The organism is Aeromonas sp. s5, from assembly GCF_040907865.1.
In the GTDB taxonomy this organism is placed as follows: domain Bacteria; phylum Pseudomonadota; class Gammaproteobacteria; order Enterobacterales; family Aeromonadaceae; genus Aeromonas; species Aeromonas dhakensis.
Map to the genome: position 1 here is coordinate 1 of NZ_JBFOCO010000031.1, position 14227 is coordinate 14227.

16 protein-coding genes are annotated in these 14227 nt (G+C 60.5%); 8 read left to right on the forward strand and 8 right to left on the reverse strand.

The features are described from left to right. The first annotated feature begins 344 nt into the window (after positions 1 to 344). Both tmaR and AB5Y94_RS16770 read left to right on the forward strand, forming a co-directional pair. Positions 345 to 662 carry a PTS system regulator TmaR gene (tmaR, locus tag AB5Y94_RS16765; RefSeq protein WP_005306016.1) on the forward strand — a complete coding sequence of 106 codons (318 nt, stop codon included), beginning with the start codon at positions 345 to 347 and terminating at the stop codon, positions 660 to 662. A gap of 216 nt (positions 663 to 878) precedes the next feature. Then, the gene (locus AB5Y94_RS16770) at positions 879 to 3962 is read left to right on the forward strand and encodes a transglycosylase domain-containing protein (RefSeq protein ID WP_095591562.1); all 3084 of its coding nucleotides are present in this window, start codon (positions 879 to 881) and stop codon (positions 3960 to 3962) included. Positions 3963 to 4047: 85 nt separating this feature from the next. On the opposite strand, the gene yjgA is transcribed toward AB5Y94_RS16770, so the two are convergent. Continuing rightward, the gene (gene yjgA / locus AB5Y94_RS16775; protein ID WP_010635921.1) at positions 4048 to 4572 is read right to left on the reverse strand and encodes a ribosome biogenesis factor YjgA; all 525 of its coding nucleotides are present in this window, start codon (positions 4570 to 4572) and stop codon (positions 4048 to 4050) included. A gap of 113 nt (positions 4573 to 4685) precedes the next feature. Here yjgA and pmbA point away from each other — a divergent pair, with 113 nt between their 5' ends. Next, positions 4686 to 6029 (forward strand): metalloprotease PmbA, encoded by a 1344-nt coding sequence (gene pmbA / locus AB5Y94_RS16780; protein WP_017779766.1) that lies wholly within the window; start codon positions 4686 to 4688, stop codon positions 6027 to 6029. Between the two features lie 88 nt (positions 6030 to 6117). On the opposite strand, the gene murA is transcribed toward pmbA, so the two are convergent. From murA to mlaF, 7 genes are read right to left on the reverse strand one after another with little or no spacing between them, the layout of a single operon-like run. Next, entirely contained in the window at positions 6118 to 7374 is a 1257-nt protein-coding gene (gene murA, locus AB5Y94_RS16785) for a UDP-N-acetylglucosamine 1-carboxyvinyltransferase (RefSeq protein ID WP_368206200.1), read from the reverse strand. 17 nt (positions 7375 to 7391) lie between these two features. After that, positions 7392 to 7649, reverse strand: coding sequence for a BolA family iron metabolism protein IbaG (gene ibaG / locus AB5Y94_RS16790; protein ID WP_005306001.1), 258 nt, complete (start codon positions 7647 to 7649; stop codon positions 7392 to 7394). Further along, positions 7649 to 7921 carry a lipid asymmetry maintenance protein MlaB gene (locus tag AB5Y94_RS16795; RefSeq protein ID WP_005305991.1) on the reverse strand — a complete coding sequence of 91 codons (273 nt, stop codon included), beginning with the start codon at positions 7919 to 7921 and terminating at the stop codon, positions 7649 to 7651. The genes ibaG and AB5Y94_RS16795 overlap by 1 nt, the downstream gene beginning before the upstream one ends. Beyond that, entirely contained in the window at positions 7918 to 8550 is a 633-nt protein-coding gene (mlaC, locus tag AB5Y94_RS16800) for a phospholipid-binding protein MlaC (RefSeq protein ID WP_005305988.1), read from the reverse strand. The genes AB5Y94_RS16795 and mlaC overlap by 4 nt, the downstream gene beginning before the upstream one ends. A gap of 9 nt (positions 8551 to 8559) precedes the next feature. Continuing rightward, positions 8560 to 9051: an outer membrane lipid asymmetry maintenance protein MlaD gene (mlaD, locus tag AB5Y94_RS16805; RefSeq protein ID WP_005305985.1), complete on the reverse strand. Its 492-nt coding sequence runs from the start codon at positions 9049 to 9051 to the stop codon at positions 8560 to 8562. Between the two features lie 7 nt (positions 9052 to 9058). Beyond that, positions 9059 to 9838 carry a lipid asymmetry maintenance ABC transporter permease subunit MlaE gene (gene mlaE / locus AB5Y94_RS16810; RefSeq protein WP_005305981.1) on the reverse strand — a complete coding sequence of 260 codons (780 nt, stop codon included), beginning with the start codon at positions 9836 to 9838 and terminating at the stop codon, positions 9059 to 9061. Then, positions 9838 to 10638, reverse strand: coding sequence for a phospholipid ABC transporter ATP-binding protein MlaF (mlaF, locus tag AB5Y94_RS16815; RefSeq protein WP_005305979.1), 801 nt, complete (start codon positions 10636 to 10638; stop codon positions 9838 to 9840). The genes mlaE and mlaF overlap by 1 nt, the downstream gene beginning before the upstream one ends. Before the next feature lie 207 nt (positions 10639 to 10845). Here mlaF and AB5Y94_RS16820 point away from each other — a divergent pair, with 207 nt between their 5' ends. Genes AB5Y94_RS16820 through lptB form a run of 5 tightly spaced genes read left to right on the forward strand, consistent with a single transcriptional unit; the run spans position 10846 to position 14195 of the window. After that, the gene (locus AB5Y94_RS16820; protein WP_139397670.1) at positions 10846 to 11841 is read left to right on the forward strand and encodes a KpsF/GutQ family sugar-phosphate isomerase; all 996 of its coding nucleotides are present in this window, start codon (positions 10846 to 10848) and stop codon (positions 11839 to 11841) included. Beyond that, positions 11841 to 12395 (forward strand): 3-deoxy-manno-octulosonate-8-phosphatase KdsC, encoded by a 555-nt coding sequence (gene kdsC, locus AB5Y94_RS16825; RefSeq protein ID WP_017766397.1) that lies wholly within the window; start codon positions 11841 to 11843, stop codon positions 12393 to 12395. Before AB5Y94_RS16820 ends, kdsC begins: the two co-directional genes overlap by 1 nt. After that, positions 12392 to 12952 (forward strand): LPS export ABC transporter periplasmic protein LptC, encoded by a 561-nt coding sequence (gene lptC, locus AB5Y94_RS16830; protein WP_010635927.1) that lies wholly within the window; start codon positions 12392 to 12394, stop codon positions 12950 to 12952. The genes kdsC and lptC overlap by 4 nt, the downstream gene beginning before the upstream one ends. Then, positions 12939 to 13466: a lipopolysaccharide transport periplasmic protein LptA gene (lptA, locus tag AB5Y94_RS16835; RefSeq protein ID WP_099359776.1), complete on the forward strand. Its 528-nt coding sequence runs from the start codon at positions 12939 to 12941 to the stop codon at positions 13464 to 13466. The genes lptC and lptA overlap by 14 nt, the downstream gene beginning before the upstream one ends. A gap of 3 nt (positions 13467 to 13469) precedes the next feature. Then, entirely contained in the window at positions 13470 to 14195 is a 726-nt protein-coding gene (gene lptB / locus AB5Y94_RS16840; RefSeq protein ID WP_005305964.1) for an LPS export ABC transporter ATP-binding protein, read from the forward strand. Positions 14196 to 14227: the final 32 nt, after the last annotated feature.

Here is a 14227-nt window from a genome sequence, read left to right on the forward strand (position 1 = left end):
AGCGCCGATGGTAGTGTGGCATTCGCCATGCGAGAGTAGGACACTGCCAGGCACCCAATTGAAGAAGCCCGCTCATCTGAGCGGGCTTTTTTATTGCCTGAAATTCAGCTTGATTCGTATTTGACAGCTGTTCTTCGATGCATGAGCAGTGCCTGCCTCACACCTTATTCCCCACTCGGCTCTCCTCTGCCGAAACCCGGCGCCAGAGCTGCAATTAGGGTTGTATCTGCTTCATAACTCGGTAGAGTAAAGGGCATCTTGGGTTGGCCCGTACTCTCATGCTCGTTTCTCTGTACGGATGCAACTTGGCCTGCTTTTATCAACCTTACGTCAGTGGTATCGATATGGAACAAGTAAACAAGTCCACCTTCAGCGATGTACTGGAATATGTGCGTATGTCTCGTCGTCAGAACAAGCTCAAGCGTGAAATTGCAGACAATGAGAAGAAGATCCGTGACAACCAGAAGCGGGTGTTGCTGCTCGACAACCTGAGCGATTACATCAAGCCGGGCATGAGCATCGATGAGGTTCAGGCCATTATCGCCAACATGCGTGCCGACTATGAAGAGCGGGTGGATGATCACATCATCAAAAACGCCGAGCTTTCCAAGGAGCGTAAAGACTTGAGCTCCAAGCTCAAGGCGATGAGCTCCAGCAAGTAAGCTCGCTCATTATTCTCCCAAAACACCGGCCCATGGCCGGTGTTTTGCTTTCTGTCATCAGCTCGGATCTCTCGCCGCTCTGCAACAATCGGCTCCCCTTTTCATGATCGCCCTGTTACCATCACTACAAAGCGGTCAATAGATTTCAAGCCATTGACTTGAAACGACTAAGCTTGAGTGAAACACAATAAATTGCGCAACCATGGTGGGGCTGATATGGGCGCATCAGAACAGACGGATTTGAACAAAGTGGCATATCAGGATTCATCTGTCCCAAGCGCGGACGGGAAGTACAAGCGCAAGCGTCGTCCCTGGTGGCGCTGGCTGTTCTGCTTTCTCTTTTTACTGTGCCTGGCCGCCGTGATTGCTCTGGTGGGCTATGAGATGCAGACATCGCGCCTGCAGTCGCAGGAGATCTCCCGCTATGCCGCCAAGCTGACCTATCAGGTCGAGCCCGGTCTTAGCAAGCAGATTGCCTTCCCCGAGGATGGCCCCTTCGACAAGCGGCTGGGTTATGTGCTGCTGCCCATGATGCAGGAGCGTCTGCTGCAGCGTGGCTATCAGGTCAGCGAGCAGGTGCATTTCTCCGATGCCTTGTATGACTACGCCAGCCGCGGCTTCTTCGTCCCCTATACCGAGAAGGTCCAGGCCGGTCTGACCCTGCATGATTGCCGGGCAGAGCCCTTCTATCAGTTCAAGTATCCGACCCACTATTATCCGGACTTTGCCTCCATCCCGCCGCTGGTGATCCAGTCGCTGCTGTTCATCGAGAACCGCGATCTGCTCAGCAATGAACATCCGCTGGCCAACCCGGCCGTGGACTGGCCCCGTTTTGCCAAGGCGGCCATGTCCCAGGTGGGCAAGGCGCTGGATATGCAGGATCAGTCGGCCGGCGGCAGTACCCTGGCGACCCAGGTCGAGAAGTACCGCCACTCGCCGGATGGCCTGACGCTCTCCCCCACCGAGAAGATCCGCCAAATGGCGTCCGCCAGCGTGCGGGCTTACCGGCTTGGGCCGGAGACCCTGGAGGCACGCAAGCTGGTTGCCTGGGCCTACCTCAACTCGGTGCCACTCTCGGCGGCCCCCGGTTATGGCGAGGTGCACGGTCTGGGTGATGGCCTCTGGGTCTGGTTCGGTGCAAATGTTGACGAGGTGAACCGGCTGCTGGATCCCGCTCGCAACCAGGATGCCTCGTTGGCGGAGCAGGGGCTGGCACTGCGTCAGGTGGTTTCATTGATGATTGCCCATCGCCGTCCCTCCTATTACCTGGCTCAGGGACGTGAGGCACTGGCCACACTGACCGACAGCTATCTGCGTTTGTTCGTGCAGGAAGGGATGATTACGCCCCCGCTGATGGAGGCTGCGCTGAAGGCCAAGATCACCTTCCGTGACTTCCTGCAGTCCCCGGCGGTGACCAAGGTCAACAACAACAAGGGGTTGCAGGTTGCCCGTACCCGTCTCAGCCGTCAGCTCGGGGTGCAGCTCTACGATCTGGACCGGCTCGATCTGACGGCCGACACCAGCCTCAACATGCCGCTGCAAAACGAGGTTTCCCATTACCTGCAACAGTTGGCTGATCCGACGTTTGCCGCTCAGGTCGGCCTGTTTGGTGAGCGCCTGCTCTCGCCGGAGAAGACGGGGGATGTGAAGTACAGCTTCACCCTGTTCGAGAAATCGCCGCAGGGCTTCAAGGTGCGGGTGCAGACCGACAACACGGATCAGCCGTTTGACATCAACGAGGGCAGCAAGCTGGAGCTGGGCTCTACCGCCAAGCTGCGGGTGCTGACCACCTATCTGGAGATCGTCTCCGAGCTGCACGACAGTTATGCCGGCATGTCGCCCGAGAGCTTGCGCAAGATTGAGGTGTCGGATCAGGACAACATCAGCCGCTGGGCCGTCTCTTACCTGATGACCGCCAAGGACAAGAGCCTGCCCCTGATGCTGGAGGCTGCGCTGGATCGCAAGTATTCCGCCAGCCCGAACGAAGGGTTCTTCACCGGTGGCGGCATGCACACCTTCAACAACTTCCGGCGCGAAGACAACGGCCGCATTCCGGCCATTCGCGATGCCCTGCGTGAGTCCATCAACCTGCCGTTCGTGCGCTTGATGCGCGATATCGTTCGCTACAGCCTCTATCGGGAGGGCAACCGCGCCCAGTTGCTCAAGGATGACAAGGATCCGCGCCGCACCGAATATCTGGCCAAGTTTGCAGACAAGGAGGGACAGACCTATCTGCTGCGCTTCTGGCGCAAATACCGTGGCAAGACTCCAGAGGAGCAGCTCGACACCTTCCTGGATGGCCTCAAACCCAGCGCGGTGCGCCTTGCCGCCGTACACCGCTACCTGATGCCGGATGCCTCGCAGGAGACCTTCGCGGCCTTCCTGGCCAAACGTCTGCCGCGGGAGAAGCTGAGTGAGCGGCGCATCGAACAGCTCTACACCAGCTATGGTCCCGGCAAGTATTCGCTGCCGGATCAGGGCTATATCGCCCGGGTACACCCGCTGGAGCTGTGGTTGCTCTCCTATCTCAAGGAGTTTGACAAGGCGACCTTTGCCGATGCCGTCGAGGCGAGCCGGGACGAGCGGCAGGAGGTCTACAGCTGGCTGTTCAAGACCCGTCACCGCAGCGCCCGGGACAGCCGGATCCGCACCATGCTGGAGGTCGAGGCCTTCCTCGATATCCATCAGCGCTGGGCCAGACTGGGCTATCCGTTCGATCACCTGGTGCCGTCGCTGGCGACCGCGCTGGGCAGCTCGGGCGACCGCCCTGCCGCGTTGGCCGAGCTGATGGGGATCATCCAGAATGGCGGCATCCGCGCGCCGACCCTGCGTATCGAGCACCTCTCGTTTGCCAAGGGCACGCCGTTCGAGACAGAGTTCACGCCGGCGCAGACCGAGGGGACCCGGGTATTGCCGGTCGAGGTGGCCACCGCCCTGCGCAACGCGTTGTCGAAGGTGGTAGAAGGGGGCACCGCCAGGCGCATCGCCGGTGCCTTCGCCCTGCCGGACGGCACAGTGTTGCAGATGGGGGGCAAGACGGGGACCGGTGACAACCGGATCGAGACGGTGGGCCGCTACGGCAACGTGACCAGCTCGCTGGCCCGCAACCGGACCGCGACCTTCGTCTTCTACATCGGGGATGATCACTTCGGCACCCTGACGGCCTATGTGCCCGGCAGCCAGTCCGACAAGTTCCGCTTCACCTCGGCCCTGCCGGTACAGGTGCTCAAGGGGATGGCGCCGCTGCTGATGCCCTATCTGCAACCGGAAACCCACACCCAGTGCGTAGCGAGTAACTGACGCGTCACGTCATGAAAAATGGGGCCGTATAGGCCCCGTTTCATTTTGTGTTGACCGCCGCCTGTCGGCGAACGTGAGTCATCACTTACAGCAAATCTTCTATCTCGCCGCGCAGATACTGGTACATCTCGCGATAGGCCACCGGCGGCTTGTTCAGCTCCCGCTCCTTGTTGGCGGTGCGGATCAGCTGGCGCAGCTTCTGGCGATCCAGCTCGTGGAACTGGGACATCAGCTCGTTGAGGGCGCTGTCGCCTTCGTTGATCAGCCGCTCGCGCCACTGCTCCAGCCGGTGCAGGCGGGCGTTGACGGTGGAGTGGCGATTCTTGATGATGGAGAGCGCCTCGACGATGGGCTCCACATCGCGGCTGCGCATCAACCGGCCGATGAACTGCAGGTGACGGCGGAAAGACTCGTCCTTCTTCGGCTTGAGCTTGCGGCCCAGTTCGACCGCTTCGGCCAGCTCCTCATCCAGCGGGATCTTCTCCAGTTCGCTGTGGCTGAGGGAGACGATCTCTTCCCCCATCTTCTGCAGCGCCTCGGCATCACGCTTGAGCTGGCTCTTGCTGGGGCCCCAGTCTTCCCACTCGTTGTCGTCTTGATATTGACTCATCGGTCTCTTGATTCCTGTCATTCACGTTTGGCGGATATGTTACCAGCTTCTCCCGCTGGGCGCAGGGGTCTGATATGCTTAGCCCCTTTCCTTCCTTCATACAGATGTGAGTTATGGATCAGCAAGACCAAATCCGCCAGGATCAAGCCCATCTCGAGGCCGTGGTTGCCGAGGCCCTGGATATCGCCAAGGGACTGGGCGCCTCGCTGGCCGAAGTCTCCATCAGCAAACAGACCGGGCTGTCGGTCAACACCCGCGGTTGTGAACTGGAAAGCATCGAATTCAACAAGGATGGCGCGCTCGGCATCGCCGTCTATCGCGATGGCTGCAAGGGATCCTCGTCCACCACGGATCTGAGCCCGTCAGCCATTCGCGCCGCCGTGGAAGCGGCCATGGAGATTGCTCGCCATACCTCCCCTGATGAGTGCGCCGGTCTGGCAGATGCAGATCTGCTGGCCTGGAACGCCCCGGATCTGCAGCTGTGCCACCCGGTCGCGCTGGACCCCCAATATGGCATCGAGCTGGCCACCGAGTGCGAGCGGTTGGCGCTGGGGCGCGATGCCCGCATCAAGCACTCCGATGGCGCTGGTTTCTCCAGTCACCTCGGCATCAAGGTCTATGGCAACAGCCACGGCTTCGTCAAAGGCTATGCCGCCTCGCGCAACTCCCTGAGCTGCGTGCTGATCGGCGAGCAGGACGGCGACATGCAGCGCGATTACGGCTACTCCTCCAGCCGTACCCTGGAGGGGCTCTGGAGCCCGCAGCGCATTGCCGATGAGGCGGTGGAGCGCACCGTCTCCCGCCTCGGTGCCCGCAAGATCGCCACCCGCCATGCACCCGTGCTGTTCCATCCCGATACGGCGGCCGGGCTCTGGGGTCATCTGGTGATGGCCATCAGCGGTGGCAATCTCTATCGCAAGTCGAGCTTCCTGCTGGACAAACTGGGCAAGCAGATCCTGCCCGAGTGGCTCACCATCCAGGAATTCCCCCACCTGCTGGGAGGGCTCGCCAGCACCCCGTTTGATGGGGAAGGGGTGCTTACCCGCGACATGGACATAGTGCGCAATGGCGAGCTAATGAGCTGGCTGCTTACCTCCTACTCGGCCCGCAAGCTGGGGCTGACCAGCACAGGCCACGCCGGTGGCATCCATAACTGGCAGGTCTCCAGCACAGGTCAGGACTTCAATGGTATGCTCAAGGAGATGGGCACCGGCCTGCTGGTGACCGAGCTGATGGGGCAGGGGGTCAACATCGTCAATGGCGACTACTCCCGCGGCGCCGCCGGTTTCTGGGTCGAGAATGGCGAGATAGCCTATCCGGTCGAGGAGATCACCATCGCCGGCAACCTGGCAGAGATGTTCAGCCACATAGTGGCGGTGGGCAGCGATGAGGATGAGCGCTCCAGCCTCAAGACAGGCTCTGTGCTGGTCGAGAACATGAAGCTGGCGGGACACTGACCCCGCCATCCCGCCGATCCGCGCTCATGAAAAAGGCCCCTCGCTGTGCGAGGGGCCTTTTTGTATCGGCTTTGCTCAGGGGCGGCAATCAGCCCTTGATGCGCTCGATGCGGCCGCCGAGGCCTTGCAGCTTGTGCTCGATGTCTTCGTAGCCACGGTCGATGTGGTAGATGCGATCGACTATGGTGGAACCTTCTGCGACGAAGCCGGCCAGCACCAGACTAGCGGAGGCGCGCAGGTCGGTTGCCATTACCTGGGCACCCTTGAGCTGCTCGGTGTCGCGGCAGATGGCCACGTTACCCTGCAACTCGATGTCGGCACCCATCCGTACCAGCTCGGGCACGTGCATGAAGCGGTTCTCGAAGATGGTCTCGGTGACCATGCCGGTGCCCTTGGCCACCGCGTTCAGCACGGTGAACTGGGCCTGCATGTCGGTCGGGAAGGCCGGGTAGGGGGCAGTCTTGATGGTGACCGGCTTGAGGGTGCGACCGGTCATGTCGAGGGTGATCCAGTCTTCACCCTTCTCAATCAGGGCTCCGGCCTCTTCCAGCTTGACCAGAACCGCTTCCAGCAGGGTCGGGTCGGTGTTGCGGCAGGTGATCTTGCCGCCGGTGACCGCGGCGCCCACCAGAAAGGTACCGGTTTCGATACGATCCGGTTGCACGCTGTAGTTGCCGCCGTGCAGACGCTCGACACCGTCGATGATCAGGGTGTCGGTGCCAGCGCCCTGGATCTTGGCGCCCAGCGCGTTGAGGAAGTAGGCCAGATCGACCACTTCCGGCTCGCGCGCGGCGTTTTCGATCACGGTGCGGCCGTCAGCCAGGGTGGCGGCCATCATCAGGTTTTCGGTACCGGTGACGGAGACCATGTCCATCAGGATGTGGGCACCCTTCAGGCGACCGTCGACGCGAGCCTTGATGTAACCCTCTTCGATGACGATCTTGGCGCCCATCAGCTCCAGACCGTGCACGTGCAGGTTGACCGGACGGGCACCGATGGCGCAGCCGCCGGGCAGGGAGACGTCAGCCGCGCCAAAACGGGCGGCCAGCGGGCCCAGCGCCAGGATGGAGGCGCGCATGGTCTTCACCAGCTCGTAAGGGGCTACGTGGTTGTTCACGGCGCCGGTCAGTACGGTCACGTTGCCGTTCACCTTGGTGGTGGCGCCCAGCATCTCCAGCAGCTTGATGGTGGTCCCTACGTCTTTCAGACGCGGCACGTTGGAGAGGTGGATCTCCTCGTCACACAGCAGGGTGGCGAACAGGATCGGCAGAGCGGCGTTCTTGGCGCCAGAGATGGTCACTTCGCCGTTGAGAGTACAACGACCATCGATCTTGAATTTGTCCATTTACGTTTGATACCAAATCAGGAGGGCAGTAGAAATTTACGTTCGCGTTTCCACTCGGCATCGGTAAAGGCCTTGATGGAGAGTGCGTGAATGGCGTTGCTGGCGATCTTGTCCATCAGCGGGGCATAGATGGCCTGCTGCTTCTTGACCCGGCTCATGCCGTCAAACATGTCACCGACGGCGATCACTTGGTAGTGACTGCCATCCCCTTTGACATGGACTTCGGACAATGGCAGAGCCTCGAGGAGTATCGCTTCAATTTCAGAGACTTGCATTATGCGTCCTCAGTTGTGAGCGGGGTTGATTGAAACAATCCGGCCACTCCGTAGAGGTTGGCCAGGGTATAGAAATCAGCGGAGGCGCCCACCAGTTGCGGTGTGGCGCCTCGTGCCAGAGCGGCTTTGGCCCATTTGACCAGCAGGGCCAGCCCGGCGGAATCCAGCGTGGTCACGTCGCCGAGCTCGAGCAGATCTTCCTGCCACCAGTCGGCCCGCCGTTGCCACAGCTCAATCACCTGAGCCGCCTGCAGCTCGCCGCTCAGTCTCATGACTTGAGCACCAGCGGCTTGGCATTGTGGGCGCGCAGCTGGGCGATCACCGCATCGATGCCGTTCTGGCGAATGAGGCCACCCAGCTCGTTCTGTTTGGCAGAGAGCAGGCTGATCCCCTCGGCGACCATGTCGAAGGCTTTCCATTCGCCGGTCTTGTTGTTCTTGCGCAGCTTGAACTCGAGGAAGATGTCCGGCTTGCCGGCCTCTTTCACGCTGACGTTGACGGCGGTGATGTTGCTGTCACCGGCGGCCTTGCCCGGCTCGACCTTGACGGTCTGCTTGTCGAAATGGGCCAGGGCGTCGGCGTAGGAGCTCACCATGTACTCGGTGAACACCTCAACGAAGGCGTCACGCTGGGCCGGGGTGGTCTGCTTGATCTGGTTGCCGAGCACCTTGTAGGCGGCGAAGCGGTTGTCCACGTAAGGCAGCAGCTCTTCGCGGATGATGACGCGCAGGTGGTCCGGGTTGCTCTTCACCTGGGCCTGATCGGATTTCAGGCGGGCGAAGGTCTGCTTGGCCGCCTGATCCACCAGGGCGTAGGGGTCGGTGGCGTCGGTGGCTTGCGCGGTCAGGGAAAACAGCATGCTGGTCATCAGGCCCAGCAACAGGGCGATCTTCTTGAACATGGTTACTCCTTACTTGCTGTCTGACTTGGTGTCGGAAGACTGGCTGTAGAGGAACTTGCCAATCAGGTCTTCCAGCACAATGGCGGATTTGGTGTCTTCAATCATGTCGCCATCCTTGAGCATGCTGGTGCCCATCTCCTCATCGGTAAAACCGGGTACCAGGCCGATGTACTGCTCACCCAGCAGGCCTGAGGTCAGGATGGAGAGAGTGCTGGTCTCGGAGAACTCGCCGGCGCTCTTCTGCATCTGCAGGGAGACGACCGGAACCTGGCTCTTGGCGTCCAGGCTGATGTCGCTGACCCGACCGACCACCACGCCGCCCACCTTGACCGGAGAGCGTACTTTCAGGCCGCCGATATTATCGAAATGGGCGCGCAGGGTATAGGTTTCTCCTTCCGGTTTGAAGCTCAAACCGGCCACTTGCAGTGCCAATGCCAGAATGGCACCGATGCCGGCCAGCATGAAGGTGCCAACCAGGAATTCTACTTTGCTGAACTTCATCTTTACCTTATCCAAACATGACTGCGGTGAGTATAAAATCCAGGCCGAGCACGGCCAGGGAGGAGTGGACCACGGTACGGGTCGTGGCCTGACTGATCCCGGCCGAAGTCGGCTTGGCATCATAACCGTTAAAGAGCGCAATCCAGGTGACCACCAGGGCGAAGATCAGGCTCTTGATGGCGCCCTGCATGATGTCATCCTGCCAGTCGACGGAAGCCTGCATGGCGGACCAGAAGCCCCCCTCATCGACCCCCAGCCAGTCCACCCCGACCAGCTTGCCGCCGAAGATGCCGATCAGGCTGAACATGAAGGCCAGCAGCGGCATGCTGATGACCCCGGCCCAGAAGCGCGGTGCCACCACCCGACGCAGCGGATCCACCGCCATCATCTCGAGGCTCGAAAGCTGCTCGGTGGCCTTCATCAGACCGATCTCGGCGGTGAGGGCGGAGCCCGCACGACCGGCAAACAGCAGGGCGGTCACCACCGGACCCAGCTCTCGCAGCAGGGAGAGGGAGACCAGCGGGCCCAGGCTCTGCTCGGCGCCAAAGTCCTTCAGGACGTTGTAGCCCTGCAGCGAGAGCACCATGCCGATGAACAGGCCCGACACCAGAATGATGGCGACCGACTGCACCCCGACCACATAGAGCTGCTGTACCAGCAGCGGAAAGTGCTTGCGCGGCGCGGGTTTGCCCGCCAACGCGTGAAACAACATGATAGTGGCGCGGCCGATGGCGCTGATGAACCGCACCCCGCTTCGCCCCAGTTTGCTTACCTGGCTTGTCAACATCAGAGATCCTGTAGCAGCTCGCCTGCCGGAAAATGAAACGGAACAGGACCGTCGGGCAGTCCCTTCAGGAACTGCTCGACCTCGGGATTGTGCTCCTCGCGCAGCTGGGCCGGCGTGCCGTGCGCCACCACCTTGCGGTTGGCGATGATATAGGCGTAGTCGGCGATGCTCAGCACCTCCTTCACGTCGTGGGTGACGATGACGGAGGTGATGCCGAGGGCATCGTTCATATCCTTGATGAGCTTCACCAGCACCGCCATGGTGATGGGATCCTGGCCGACGAACGGCTCGTCATACATGATGAGGTCCGGATCCAGCGCGATGGAACGGGCCAGCGCCGCGCGCCTGGCCATGCCGCCGGAGAGCTCGGAGGGCATCAGCTTTGCTGCGCCGCGCAGACCCACCGCCTGCAGCTTCATCATGACGATGGTGTGGATCAGCTCCTCGGGCAGGCCGGAGTGCTCGCGCAGCGGGAAGGCCACGTTGTCGTATACCGTCATGCCGGTAAACAGGGCGCCGCTCTGAAACAGCATGCTCATCCGCTTGCGCACTTCGTACAGGCGCGAGCGGGAGAGGGTGGGGATATCTTCCCCGTCAAACAGGATATGACCGGACTCGGGCTTGAGCTGGCCGCCGATCAACCGCAGCAAGGTGGTCTTGCCGATGCCGCTGGGGCCCATGACCGCAGTGACCTTGCCACGGGGAATGGTCAGGTTTATCCCGTCGTATAACAGCCGATCTCCGTGACTGAAGGTCAGGTCGGAGATGGTGATCAGGTCATCGTTCAAACAATTGTCCATCCGGTGTAAATGAAGAGCGAATTTTATGGGCTAGTCTAGGTCTAAGCAACAGCAAGGAACAACTATTGAACAGTCTGCCCATCCAGACGCGCGACAGTTTTTTGTAACCAATTGTCTCTCTTTTACGCCCAAGAAGTATCCGATTCGCTTATCTCGACAGACTTTTTTATAATCCCGCAGCAAATTTCAGCCCGGAGCTGTGCCTTTATGTCTGTAAAGTCTGAAAAAGTGTCTGAACTGTTCGATTTTCGTCGCAGCGCCCGTACCGTGCTGGACATCGAGAAACAAGCGATTGATGGACTCTACCAGTACCTGAACGATGCCTTCGATCAGGCGTGCGAGATGATACTGCGTTGCAGTGGCAAGATAGTGGTCACCGGCATGGGCAAGTCAGGTCATGTCGGAAGCAAGATAGCGGCGACCCTGGCCAGCACCGGCACCCCCGCCTTCTTCCTCCATCCGGGTGAAGCCAGCCACGGCGATCTGGGGATGATCTCCGGCGGCGATCTCATCATCGCCATCTCCAACTCCGGTGAGAGCGACGAGATCCTGGCCCTGCTGCCGGTACTCAAGCGCCGCGGTATTCCGCTCATCTGCATGACCGGCAACCCGGCCTCCACCATGGCAAAAGAAGCCAACGTACACCTGTGCATCAAGGTGGAGAAGGAAGCCTGCCCGCTGGGGCTGGCGCCGACCTCCAGCACCACCGCGACCCTGGTGATGGGCGATGCGCTGGCGGTGGCCCTGCTGGAAGCCCGCGGTTTTACCGCCGACGATTTCGCGCTCTCTCACCCGGGCGGGTCGCTCGGCAAGCGCTTGCTGCTGCGAGTCGGCGATCTGATGCACAGCGGCGAGCTGTTGCCCCAGGTGGGGATAGATGCCACCATCAGCCAGGCTCTGCTGGAAGTGAGCCGCAAGGGGCTCGGCATGACGGCGGTGGTTGATGGCAACGGCGTGCTGGCCGGCCTGTTTACCGATGGCGACCTGCGCCGCATTCTGGATCTGCAGGTGGATATCCATCACACCTCGATCAGCCGCGTCATGACGGTGAACTGTGTTACCGTGGGACCAGAGATGATGGCGGCCGAGGCCGTCAAGCTGATGGAAACCAGAAAGATCAACGGATTACTGGTCGTGGATGGCGACAAGCGCCCGCTGGGGGCCTTCAACATGCACGACCTGCTGAAAGCCGGAGTAATTTGATGCAAAACGTACCGACCCTCTATGGTCCGGTGACGCGCAGCCAGTTTGATCAGGCGGCGCAAATCCGCCTGCTGGTGTGCGATGTGGACGGGGTGCTCTCCAACGGCCTCATCTACATGGGAAATGATGGCGAAGAGCTGAAAACCTTCTGCACTCGCGACGGCGCCGGCATGCGTGCGCTGCTCAATGCCGGGATCGAGATTGCCATCATCACCGGGCGCAACTCCCGCATCGTCAGCGATCGGATGAAGAGCCTGGGGGTGCAGCACCTGGTGCAGGGGGCGGATCAGAAGCTGCCCCACTTCGAGGCGCTGCTGGCCAAGCTGGGGCTGGATGCATCGCAAGCAGCCTATATGGGAGATGACACCATCGATCTGCCGGTGATGCAGGCCTGCGGCCTCGGCATTGCCGTGGCCGACGCCCATCCGCTGGTGCTAGCGCGCGCCGACATGGTGACCCGGCTGGCCGGCGGTGTGGGGGCGGTGCGCGAGGTGTGCGATCTCATCCTGCAGGCCCAGGGGCTGGGTGATTATCAGCCAGAGGCCTCGGTATGAGCAGACAGACCCTGTTGTTCGCCCTGCTGTTTCTGGTGGCGCTGGCGGCCTGGCAGCTCGGCGATATCGAGCTGGCGCCGGAGCCGACCACCAAGGTGGAAAATTATCAGCCGGACTTCACCGCCAAGAATCTGGTGACGACCCGCTTCAATGCCGAGGGGCTGCGTACCGAGCGACTGGAGTCCCGCTATGCGGAGTATTACCAGATCCTGGAACAGGCCACCTTCGACAAGCCGGTGGTCTACATGTTCGACAAGCAGGGCGAAGCCGAGTGGAAGGTCAACGCCGAGACCGGGGTGCTCAACACTGATGACAACGTGATCCTGCGGGACAAGGTGCATCTGGACGGTCTGCTGCCCACCTCCTTCATCTCCACGCTGGATACCCCCTATCTGGAGCTGGATCTGGTGACCCAGAACGTGAGAAGCAATCAGCAGGTCAGCATAGTGGGTAAGGACTTCCAGACCGAGGGCGTTGGCCTGAAGGGTCATCTGGAACGCAAATATTTCGAATTACTGGATCAGGGCCATGCCATCTATTTCAATGAAAAACGCTAATCTGGCCCTCGCGGCCCTGCTGCTGTGCGGCACCGTGAGCGCCAAAGAGTCCGACTTTGCCGAGAAGGTCTATGTGGACGCGGTCAAGCAGGTGGCCGAGCTGCAGGATAACCGCATCACCTTCGAACAGGATGTGACCATCACCCAGGGTTCCATCAAGATCAAGGCTGACAAGGTGGTGGTGATCCGCTCCGGCGAGAAGGGGGCCGAGGTGATGACGGCTTATGGCAAGCCAGCCACCTTCTTCCAGATCCTGGACAACGGCAAGCCGGTCAATGCCCACGGCAACAGCATTCGCTATGAGCTCAAGAACCGGCTGGTGACCATCACCGGCGATGGCCAGCTCAAGCAGGAAGACAGCCAGGTCAATGGCGATCTCATTCGCTACGACATCGTCAAACAGAAGATGATTGCCGAGAGCAAAACCCCGAACCAGCGGGTCAAGACGGTGTTCCTGCCGGATCAGGTCGAGAGTTTCGACAAGCCGGCCGATCAGAAGAAGCAGGGAAAATAAACCATGGCAGTGTTGAAAGCAGCCGGCCTGCAGAAGAGCTACAAGCGTCGCATGGTGGTCAGCGATGTGAGCCTGGAAGTGGGCACCGGCCAGATCGTCGGCCTGCTCGGCCCGAACGGCGCCGGCAAGACCACCTCCTTCTACATGATCGTGGGACTGGTACAGAGCGATGCCGGTCTCATCACCATCGATGATCAGGACATCAGCCTGCAACCCATGCATATCCGCGCTCGTAACGGCATCGGCTATCTGCCGCAGGAGGCCTCCATCTTCCGGCGCCTGTCGGTGTTCGACAACCTGATGGGGGTCATGCAGACCCGCAAGGGATTGAGCCGTGAGGAGCGGGAGGACAAGGTTCAGCAACTGCTGGAAGAGTTCAACATCACCCATATCCGCGACAGCCTGGGGCAAAGCCTGTCGGGCGGTGAGCGACGCAGGGTCGAGATCGCCCGTGCGCTGGCGGCGGAGCCGCGTTTTATCCTGCTGGATGAACCTTTTGCCGGGGTAGACCCCATTTCTGTGATAGACATCAAGAAGATCATCCAGCACCTCAAAGATAGAGGCTTGGGCGTCTTGATCACCGACCATAACGTCAGAGAGACTCTGGACGTATGTGAGAAGGCCTATATCGTCAGCCACGGCAAGATGATTGCCGAAGGTGCACCGGCGGAAATACTCGCCGATGAGCAGGTCAAGCGCGTCTATTTGGGCGATCAATTCAGTCTATAGTAAGGGGGCATCTCTTCATTTCCTGTGACGAC